This window comes from Dactylosporangium sp. NPDC006015 (assembly GCF_040614215.1).
In the GTDB taxonomy this organism is placed as follows: Bacteria; Actinomycetota; Actinomycetes; order Mycobacteriales; family Micromonosporaceae; genus Dactylosporangium; species Dactylosporangium maewongense.
Genome location: NZ_JBEXUD010000100.1, coordinates 1 through 10,014, shown reverse-complemented (window position 1 = coordinate 10,014; position 10,014 = coordinate 1). Strand labels below are relative to the sequence as shown.

Below are 10,014 nucleotides of genomic sequence, written 5' to 3'. Positions count from 1 at the left end.
TGGCCGAGCACGTAGGTCATGGTGACCTTCGAGCAGTCGATCGCCCCGTCCTCGGGGTCGGTGACCGTGACGCTCCACGGCACGCTGTCGCCGAACGAGACCAGCTGGCCGCTCGCCGGGGCGTTGACCACGACCGTCGGCGCGGTGTTGCCGACACTGATCAGCACGCTGGACGACCCGGTGGCGCCCTGCGGGTCGCGGACCGTCAGGGTGGCGTTGTAGGTGCCGTTGGTGGTGTAGGTCTTCGTCGGGTTCGCCACGGTCGAGGTAGTGCCGTCGCCGAACGCCCACGAGTAGGTCAGCGCCCCGCCTTCCGGGTCACTGCTGCCGGCGGAGGAGAAGTTCACCGTCAGCGGCGCCGCACCCGAGGTGACGCTGGCGCCGGCGACGGCGGTCGGGGCACGGTTGCCGCCGGTGCCGACGTAGTCGAAGCGGTAGAGCGCGGAATTCGCGTCGCCGTTGCCGAAGCCGGCGCCGTAGTCCAGGACGTACAGCGCGCCGTCCGGGCCGAACTGCAGGTCCATGACCTGCTTGCCGACCCAGGGGAAGTTGTCGATCGTGCCCCGTGAGCCGTCGGCGTTGACAGTGATCGGCTTGATCCAGCCGCGGCCGAATTCGCCCGCGAAGAACATGCCGTCCAATGAGGGCGGGAACTTCGTACTCGACGGGTTCGACGCGTCGTAGCGGTACACAGGGCCCGCCATCGGCGACTCGGAGCCGCTGCCGAACTCGCTCGGGCTGCCGGAGTCGCCGGCGTACTTGATCCACGCCGCCCGGGCCGGCGGCAGGGTCTGCAGGCCGGTGTTGCGGAACGAGTTGTTCGTCGGCCCGCCGGCGCAGTTGAACTTGTTGCCGGTGCTGTTCGTGGCGAAGTTCCACTCGTTGTACGTCTCGCTGGTGGTGTTGCTGCCCGTGCAGTACGGCCAGCCGTAGTTGCCGGGCGACGTGACCCGGTTGAACTCCACCTGCCCGGACGGGCCCCGCGTGGAGCTGGTCGACCCGGCGTCCGGGCCGTAGTCGCCGACGTAGACGACGCCGGTCGCCTTGTCGACGCTCATCCGGAACGGGTTGCGGAAGCCCATCGCGTAGATCTCGGCCCGGGTGTTCGCCGTCCCCGGCGCGAACAGGTTCCCGGACGGGATGCTGTACGTGCCGTTGGCGTTCACCTTGATCCGCAGGATCTTGCCCCGCAGATCGTTGGTGTTCCCCGCCGAACGCTGCGCGTCGTAGGCCGGGTTGCGGTTCGTCCGCTCATCGAGGGGCGAGTAGCCCGCGGAGTCGAACGGGTTGGAGTCGTCGCCGGTCGACAGGTACAGGTTGCCGGCCGCGTCGAAGTCGATGTCGCCGCCGACGTGGCAGCAGATGCCACGGTTCGCGGGCACGTCCAGGATGTTGACCTGGCTGCTCATGTTGACGGTGAAGTCCGCGTTGAGGGTGAACCGCGACAGGCGGTTGACCCCGGTCCACGTCGCCCAGGTCGCGTCCGTGCCGGTGGCCGGCGCATCGCCCGACGGCGTGTTCAGCGGCGGCGCGTGGTACAGGTAGATGTAGCGGTTCGTGGCGAAGTCGGGGTCGGCCGCGACGCCCTGCAGGCCCTCCTCGTCGTGGGTGTAGACGGGGATGTTGGCGATCACGCTCGTGGTGCCGTTGGCGTCGGTGCGCCGCAGCGTGCCGTTCCTGGCGGTGTGCAGGACCGAGCGGTCGGGCAGCACCGAGATGGTCAGCGGCTCGCCGACCTCGGCGAGCCCTTTGGCGAGGGTCACCTGCTGGAAGTCGGCCGCGTTGATGGCCGCTGACGCCGGTGCCGCGGTGCCGGCGACCGCCGTGAAAGTTCCACCGGCGAGCGCGAGCATCACCGCCGCCGCGCGGCTTCGGTATCGGGGTGTTCGGTTCATGAACCCTCCTGACAGTGCGGGTCAGATGGGCGCGCGCCGCCGCGCCGAGTGCCGTGCATCGATGCGGTCACGCCGGACGGTCGAGGGGGTGCACGATCCGACCGCCATCGATGCATCGAGCACGTTACATGATTGACGACATACGTCATATGTTTGTGTCACAGCGCTGGATTCGATCGCCACCCGCCTGCCCGATCCCACGGTTGACTCCATACGTCATACGAGTTACGTTTTCGCGGTCCATGAGCTCGGCTGTCCGCCACACCGGATGGAGTTCGATGCAAGCCGTCGTCTACCGCAGCGTCAACGGCGTCACGCAGCCCGTGGACGGCGGCTGGCCCGGCCGATGAACCACAGCGCACCGCGGGCACCAGGGCAGATCGTCGACGCCCACCACCACCTGTGGGTCCGCGCCCGCCACCCCCAGCCGTGGATCAGCGCCGCGACCATGAAGACGATCGACGCCGATTTCACCGTCACGGACCTCGCCCCGCTGGCCGCCGAGGCGGGCGTCACCCAGACCGTTGTCGTGCAGAGCATCTCCTCGCAGGTGCAGACCTCGGACCTGCTGCGCCAGGCGCGCACGACCGACCTCGTCGGCGGCGTCGTCGGCTGGGTCGACCTGACGGCGCGCAACGTCGCCGACCGCATCGCCCGGCTGCGGGCCGGCGAGGGCGGGGACCGGCTCGTCGGCATCCGCCACCTCGTGCAGGAGGAGCCCGACCCCGGCTTCCTGGACCGGCCGGACCTGCGCCGCGGCGTCGCGGCGGTCGGCGCGGCCGGCCTGGCGTTCGACCTGGTGATCCGCCGCCACCAGCTGCCCGCCGCCGCGCGGCTCGCCCGCGACCTGCCCGGCGTGGCGTTCGTCCTGGACCACCTCGGCAAACCCGCGCAGCCGTACTCCAGGCACGGCGGCTGGGCCCGGGACCTGCGCACGTTCGCCGGGCTGCCGAACACGACCGCGAAGCTGTCCGGCCTGGCGACCGAGGCCGACTGGGCCTCGTGGACACCGCACCAGCTGCGGCCCGCCGTCGAGCACGCGCTGGACGTGTTCGGCCCGTCCCGGCTCATGTTCGGCTCCGACTGGCCGGTCTGCCTGCTCGCCACGTCGTACCGGCGCTGGATCGAGACACTCGCACAGCTGCTGCAACCGCTGGACGCGGCCGACCAGGCGATGATCTGGAGCGGCACCGCCCGCCGCGTCTACCGGCTGCGGCCGCCGTGACCCGCAGGACGCTCCCGCGCCGGCCGGCGGTCGGCCTCACCCCACTGGGTCTCGGCGCCTCGCAGGGCGGCAACCTGTACCACGCGACCACCGACGAGACCTTCGCCGCGGCGGTCGACGCCGCCTGGGACGCCGGCATCCGGTACTTCGACACCGCGCCGCACTACGGGCTGGGACTGTCCGAACGGCGCCTCGGCGCCGCGCTGCGCACGAGGCCGCGCGACGACTACGTGATCTCCACGAAGGTCGGCCGGCTGCTCGTCCCGTCGCCGCGGACGGCGCACCTGCGCGACCCGGAAGGCTTCGACGTCGCCGCGACCCACCGGCGGCGGTGGGACTTCAGCCGCGACGGCGTGCGCCGCTCGCTGGAGGCGAGCCTCACCCGCACCGGCCTCGACCGCATCGACGTCGTCTACCTGCACGACCCGGACGGGCACTGGCGGCAGGCCGCGACCGAAGCGTTGCCCGCCCTGACCGAGCTGCGTGACCAGGGCGTCATCGGCGCCGTCGGGGCCGGGATGAACCAGTCGGCGATGCTCACCCGGTTCGTCCAGGAGACCGACGTCGACCTGGTGATGTGTGCCGGCCGGTACACCCTGCTCGAACAGGGCGCGCTGCGGGACCTGCTGCCCGCCGCGCAGCGTGCCGGGGTCGGTGTCGTGATCGCCGGGGTCTACAACTCCGGCCTGCTCGCCACGGACCGCCCGCCGGCGGACGCGACGTACGACTACCGGCAGGCGCCCGGCGAGCTCATCGACCGCGTGCGGCGCATCGCCGGGATCTGCGAGGCGCACGGCGTCACGCTGCCCGCGGCGGCGCTCGCGTTCGTCCGCGCGCACCCGGCCGTCACCGCGACGGTGGTCGGCCTGCGCAGCCGGGCGGAGGTCCGGCAGACCGTGGACCGCGCCGCGACCACCGTCCCCGACGCGCTCTGGGCCGCGCTGCGGGCCGCCGGTCTGCTCGAGGTGGCATGAAGGGTGGCCCCGCCGCGTCGGCGTCGCGGCGGGGCCGATCCGGGTCGCCCGGCTGGACGGTCAGCGGTAGCCGGCCGCGACGATGTTCGCCTGCACCGCGTTCTCGGTCGCGTCGGACGGGTAGCCCGCCACCATGGCGCCCTCGTAGAAGGTGCCGGCGCTCTGGTTGGCGCCGCCGCCGGGCTTGCAGCAGTCGCCGCCGCTGCCGAGCACGATGGCGCCCTGCTTCTTCATCGGGCTGTAGCCGTTGGGCAGGGTGCCGTCGTACAGGGTGTACAGGCTCCCGGCCTGGGCGTTGCTGCCCTTGATGGCGAAGCGGGACGTGCCGTTGTTCTTCAGCGTCGCGGTGACGAACTTGCTGGTGAACGCGCGCTGGTTTGGGTTCCAGGCGCTGCTGCCGCCGGGGAAGAGGCCCCACTCCAGGTCGGCCTGCACCCAGGGGCCGGAGCCGGAGCAGCCACCGAACCAGCAGCTGGTGCCGAAGTAGATCGCGTCCATGGCGCCGGCGGCATCGGCCTTGCGGGTCGTCTCGCTGTTGCCGTAGTCGAAGCAGCAGCCGCCGTTGACGTGGGTGCCGCTGGTCACCATGTACATGCCCTCGGGCGCGCTGCCGGTCGGCACGCCGGTCAGGTGCCCGTCGCGCCAGTAGCTGTTGCCGGGGTTGATGTAGAGCGAGTAGGCCTTGCCGCCGCCGACCGTCAGCGACTCCGTGGTGGCCCTCGCCGGGCTGCTCTGCGACGAGCCGGGCACGACGGCCGACCCCTGGTACCACAGGTCGTTGCCGCGCCCCGACTGGTCGTACAGGACCGTGATCACGCACGTGGTGCCGGCGCAGAAGGCGTCCTGGGCGGACGCGTTCGCGGTGCCGCCGGCCGTCACCACGCCGATGTCGCGGGTCGTGTTGTCCGAGGAGCGCCGCACCTGGTACAGGTTGCCGCTGTAGGCGCTGGACAGGGCCCGGACGGTGCTGTGCGCGGCGACGCACGGCGTGCCACCCGCGGCGTAGATGTCGCACGGCCCGCCGGTGCCGCCCTGCGGCGGGGACGAGAGCGTCCACTGCTGGTTGGACTGGCCGCCGCACGCGTACAGGATGATCTTCGTGCCGTTCGCGGTGCCGCGGCCCGTGGCGTCCAGGCAGAGCCCGGACTGCACGCCGGTGACGGAGCCGTTGGCGTTGACGTTCCACTGCTGGTTGGTCTGCCCGTTGCAGTCCCAGATGATGACGGGGGTGTTGTTGGCGGTGCCGCGGCCGCTGGCGTCGAGGCACTTGTTGCCGTACACGGTCAGCTGCCTGGCAGCGGTGTAGGTCCACCACTGGCCGGTCGCCCCGCCGCAGTCCCACAGCTGGACCTGGGTGCCGTTCGTGGTGCTGGAGCCCGGCACGTCGACGCAACGGCCGGAGCCCGCCCCGACGAGCTGCTGGGGTGTGTCGGCGGCCAGCGCGGCCCGGCTCACCGTCACCGCGGCGGCGCCGGCGAGCAGCAGCGTGACGACGACCGCCAGGACGGTCCCGCGACGGGTGGTGGGGTGTCCGGCCGGGCCGGCCGGCGCTGCGGCCATGGGTGGCATGGCGTCGTGGCGCGGGCCCATCAGCGCCGCGCCCGGCGTCGTGCGGCGGCCCTCGGGATGCGTTGCATGGTGCCCTCCTTCAGGTGTTCGTCCGGATGCCGGCGGGTGCGGCCCGGCCGTCCGATGTGGACGGCCGGACCGCGGCGCCGCCGGCGAGGTGGAGCCGTCAGGCCCGGATCCAGGTCTGGTTGCTGCCGCCGTTGCAGGTCCACAGCTGCACCGCGGTGCCGTTGGCGGTGCCGGCGCCGTTGACGTCCAGGCACAGCCCGGACCCGCCGGCGACGATCGAGCCGTCGGCGTTGACCCGCCACTGCTGCCCGGCGCCGCCGTTGCAGGTCCAGATCCGCGCCCGGGTGCCCTGGGTGGTGCCGGCCACGTCGAGGCACTTGTTGCCGTAGACGGTGAGCTGGTTGCTCGAGGTGAGCGTCCACTGCTGGTTCGCACCGCCGTTGCAGTCCCAGATCTGCACGACCGTGCCGTCGGCCTGGCCGGCACCGTTGACGTCCAGGCACCGGTTGGAGCCGGCGCCGCGGATCTCACCGGTCGACCCGCCCTGGGTGCCGACCGGGGTCACCGTGAGGTTGTCGAACTGCGCCGTGACGCCCTGGCCGGTGCCGTACCCGATCTGGCCGGCGACCCACGTCGAGTCCGACACCGAGCCGACGGTGGTGCCGTCGACGGACGCGCTCAGCGTGCTGCCGTTGAGCGTCAGCGACAGGGTGTGCCAGCGCCCGGTGCCCAGCGCCGCCGTGGTGCCGCTGGCGAGGGTCCGCCAGTTGCCGCTGGTGTTGTTGCTGCGGATCGACCAGGCGCCGGTGTCGGTGACCCGGAAGTAGTACCCGTTGAGGTTCTGCGGGCCCTGGTGGTCGTACGTGTTGCCGCGGCCGATGAGCTGCGCATACCCGGACTTCTCCAGCATGACGTCGGAGGAGACGGTGTAGTTGCGCCAGGTCAGGTCGCCCAGCAGCGCGAACGGCTCGGCGTGGCCGGACGTCCAGTAGATCGGCGCCTGCTCCGACATCTGCCGCACGCACCGCCCGGCGCGGCCGCCCCCGCAGGCGGCGACCTCGAACGAGCCCTGCTGGTCCATCAGGTACGTCGCCTCGCGGCCGACGGCGGCACCGTCGAAGGTGTCGCTGTACGGCAGCTTCAGGTTTCCCTGCGCGGGGCTGACCGCGGTGCCCTTGCCCTGCCCCGTGGTGGTGGTGACGCTGTACACGTAGCCGGGCTGGACGGTGAGAGAGAAGGCCCCGCCGGAGGGTGTGATGTCGGCGCCGCGCACGAATTGCTCGGCGGTGTTGCCGGACCGCACGTTGGTGGACCACACCCGCACCGTGCCGGTGGACAGGCCGCCGGTGACGGTGAAGTTCAGGGTCTGCGCCGCGCCGGCGTCCATCGTCTCAATGATCGTGCTGTAGTCGCTGCCGGTGGGCGGGCGCAGCGAGACGTAGCTGCCGTTGTTGCGGTTGCCGCCGATGTAGCCGCTGGAGCCGTCCAGGTAGCGCCAGCCGGGGGCGGTGAACTGGGTGGTCTGCGCCATCACCCACGCGTTCTTGCCGATCGAGTACGCACCGGACCACGGCTGCGACGCGACCGCCACGCCCGTGGTCGCCCACGGGATGTTCGGCGTGATGGCGGCGATGGCCGGCCAGTTGATGTAGCCGGTCATCCGCCCGTCGACGTAGCCCCGGTTGATGCCGCGGGCGAGCGCCTGCGCTCCGGCGTTGTAGTCGTCGGACCCGTTCTCGCTGGCCCACAGCGCCTTGCCGGTGGCCAGCGCGTTGCTGGAGCTGGGGCAGCTGCTCTGGGCGCTGCGGTATCCGCACACGTAGTGGCTGCCGAAGGTGGACACGGCGGCTGCGAAGGCGCTGTCGCGCAGTGCGTCGTCGGCGGCGGACCAGCCGAAGTCGTCGGACGCGACGATCTTCACGCCGCCGTAGCCGTGGGAGTTGAGCGCGGCGCGCAGGTTCTTGTACCAGGCGACGTTGTAGCCCTTCTCGTTCCAGCCGCCGAGGTAGTTGATCGTGAGCCCGTGCGTGCCCGCGCAGTCCAGCCACGCCAGGAGGTAGTCGATCGAGTCGGTGGACCAGAAGTTGCCGTTGCCGATCCAGCCGGGGGCGCCCCACGCCAGCCCGACCAGGCTGATGTTGGGGTTGCGGGCCTTGGCCTGCTCCATCAGCCACCACTCGTACCCGCGGTTGCAGTTCACGGCGCCGCGGGTGTGCTCGTGGCTGGGCTCGGCGCCGGACGTCGAGTTCGTGTCGCCGCCGATCTCCACCTTCAGGATCTGCATCGCCGCGCCGTACCCCGGCTTGAACAGGTAGTTCAGGATGTCGCTGCGCTGCGGCTCCGGATAGTCGATCAGCAGCCGGCTGTTGCCGCCGCCCCCGCTGACCGCGCCGATGCCGTCGAGCACCCGCCCGCCCGACGAGCCGTTGATCGTGACCGCGGTGGCCGCCTGCGCGGGGGTGCCTGGGGCGACCAGTGCGGCCGCCGCGGCCAGCAGCACCGCGGCGATCCTCGCCGCGCCGATCCTCGTTGCCATGGGTGTTCCTCCTCTGCTGTGGTCAGGGTGGCGCCGGCCGGGGCCGACGCCACCGGTGGACCGGTCAGGCGCGCAGGCTCCACCGCTGGTTGGCCTGGCCGTTGCAGGCCCACAGCTGGAGCTTCGTGCCGTTCGCCGTGCCGTTGGCGCTGGCGTCCAGGCACAGCCCGGACTGCACGCCGGTGATCGTGCCGTTGCTGTTGACGTTCCACTGCTGGTTGGCCTGGCCGTTGCAGTCCCAGATGACGACCGTGGTGCCGTTGGCGGTGCCCTGGCCGCTGGCGTCCAGGCACTTGCCGCCGTACACCGTCAGCTGGCGGCTCGCGGTGGCGGTGAAACGCTGGTTGGTGTTGCCGTGGCAGTCCCACAGCTGCAGCTGGGTGCCGTTCGTGGTGCTGCTGCCCGGCACGTCGAGGCAGCGGCCGGAGCCCGCGCCGACGACCGTGACGTTCGACTGTCCCGGCTGCTGGCTGCCCGACGGGCTGCTCGACGGGCTGCCGGGCGGCTGGGAGCTCGGCGTCGTGCCGCCGGCGAACGAGGCGATGAACTGCCATGCCTCCGTCTTGGTCCACGTCCTGGTGCCGTCCTCGCAGCCGGAGCAGCCGTCGACCGGGCCCGGGCCGTGGCCGCCGTCGAACGCCGCCCACCGCACCGGGTACCCGTCACGGCAGGAGTAGGCGGTCGTGATGTGCCGGCCGCTGCCGGGCGACGGCTCCGGCGCGTTCTGGGCGGCGCAGCCGTTGTTGCGCAGGAACGTGTCGCGCAGCTGGCGGCCCGAGGCGATGTTCAGGACGTTGTCGGAGATGCCGTGGATGCCGAAGTACCCGATCGGCTGGGTGCCGCCGCTGCAGCCGGACAGCTGCGCGCCGGAGTAGACCACGACCGCCCGGAACACGGTGGCCCGGCCGCAGGCGATGGCGTAGCTCATCCCGCCGCCGTAGCTGAACCCCATCGCGAACAGCTGGGTGGTGTCGACGCAGAGGTCGTTCTCGATCATCCGGACCATGTCGTCGGTGAACGTGATGTCCTGGCCGCCGCTGTTGGCCCAGCCGTTGCCGATGCCCTGCGGCGCGACGAGGATCGCGCTGTTGCCGGACTGCTGCTGCATCCCGTAGTACGACCACGAGCTGCCGCTGCTGCCGCCGGAGGCGACGTCGTTCATCGTGCCGCCGCGCCAGTGGTAGCCGAAGATCAGCCGGTACGGGCGGGTGTTGCTGTACCCGTCGGGGATGCGCAGGATGAAGCTGCGGCTCTGGCCGCCGCTCTGGATGGTGTAGCTGCCGCTGCGCAGCGTCGGGGTCTTGCCGCAGCCGGCCGTCGTGGCCGCCGATGCCGACGGCATGGTCATCGCCGTCACGGCCACGACTCCGGCGGCCACGACCGCCACGGCGCCGAGCGCCGCGAGCCAGCGGGGCTTGTGTCGGGTGCTCACAGGTGGGTCTCCTTCGGTCGGCGGCAGCGCTCCCGGTTGGCGGGAGAGGCGCTGCCTGCGCAGCCATGGCCGGGGCGGGGCGGCCGGTGCCTGCGTCGGGTGGGGTACCGAGGATCGAACCTCGGGCGAAACATAATTCGTATGATGTCTTCGGTCAAGAGATATGGCGTCTTCGATATCCGCCGGCCGTGTCCGCCGCCGAGGGCGTGCCCGATGCGTTGGTGGCACCGGACACGCCCGAGCGGTCGGGAACGCGGGCCGCCGCGACGGCCCGTACTCTCAGCGCTGCAGCGTCAGCACGCCCGGCCGCCACGGCAGCAGGTTGTAGTCGCCGCCCGCGCTGGGGTTCTTGCCCTGGTACAGGAACTGCAGGT

Annotated in this window: 6 protein-coding genes; 2 read left to right on the top strand and 4 right to left on the bottom strand. The window is 71.7% G+C overall.

Translation table 11 applies throughout. The features are described 5' to 3' along the window. A partial coding sequence (locus tag ABZ321_RS57875; protein ID WP_354905585.1) for a PQQ-dependent sugar dehydrogenase occupies positions 1–1,853 on the bottom strand: 1,853 nt, incomplete at its 3' end. 388 nt (positions 1,854–2,241) lie between these two features. Between ABZ321_RS57875 and ABZ321_RS57870 the strand changes: the two genes are divergently transcribed. Both ABZ321_RS57870 and ABZ321_RS57865 read left to right on the top strand, forming a co-directional pair. Beyond that, positions 2,242–3,120, top strand: a complete 879-nt coding sequence (locus ABZ321_RS57870) for an amidohydrolase family protein (protein ID WP_354905582.1) — start codon at positions 2,242–2,244, stop codon at positions 3,118–3,120. Then, positions 3,117–4,094: an aldo/keto reductase gene (locus ABZ321_RS57865; protein ID WP_354905579.1), complete on the top strand. Its 978-nt coding sequence runs from the start codon at positions 3,117–3,119 to the stop codon at positions 4,092–4,094. The genes ABZ321_RS57870 and ABZ321_RS57865 overlap by 4 nt, the downstream gene beginning before the upstream one ends. Before the next feature lie 60 nt (positions 4,095–4,154). Here ABZ321_RS57865 and ABZ321_RS57860 read toward each other — a convergent pair whose 3' ends face one another. From ABZ321_RS57860 to ABZ321_RS57850, 3 genes are all read right to left on the bottom strand, one after another. Beyond that, positions 4,155–5,654: an arabinofuranosidase catalytic domain-containing protein gene (locus ABZ321_RS57860; protein WP_354905576.1), complete on the bottom strand. Its 1,500-nt coding sequence runs from the start codon at positions 5,652–5,654 to the stop codon at positions 4,155–4,157. Between the two features lie 175 nt (positions 5,655–5,829). Next, entirely contained in the window at positions 5,830–8,208 is a 2,379-nt protein-coding gene (locus ABZ321_RS57855; RefSeq protein WP_354905574.1) for a ricin-type beta-trefoil lectin domain protein, read from the bottom strand. A 64-nt stretch (positions 8,209–8,272) separates the two neighbouring features. Continuing rightward, entirely contained in the window at positions 8,273–9,556 is a 1,284-nt protein-coding gene (locus ABZ321_RS57850; protein ID WP_344515976.1) for a ricin-type beta-trefoil lectin domain protein, read from the bottom strand. Positions 9,557–10,014 lie beyond the last annotated feature (458 nt).

Coding starts and splice junctions, on each gene's coding strand:
- ABZ321_RS57870 (WP_354905582.1), top strand. CDS start 2,242: ATGAACCACAGCGCACCGCGGGCACCAGGGCAGATCGTCGACGCCCAC.
- ABZ321_RS57860 (WP_354905576.1), bottom strand. CDS start 5,654: ATGGCCGCAGCGCCGGCCGGCCCGGCCGGACACCCCACCACCCGTCGC.
- ABZ321_RS57855 (WP_354905574.1), bottom strand. CDS start 8,208: ATGGCAACGAGGATCGGCGCGGCGAGGATCGCCGCGGTGCTGCTGGCC.
- ABZ321_RS57850 (WP_344515976.1), bottom strand. CDS start 9,556: ATGACCATGCCGTCGGCATCGGCGGCCACGACGGCCGGCTGCGGCAAG.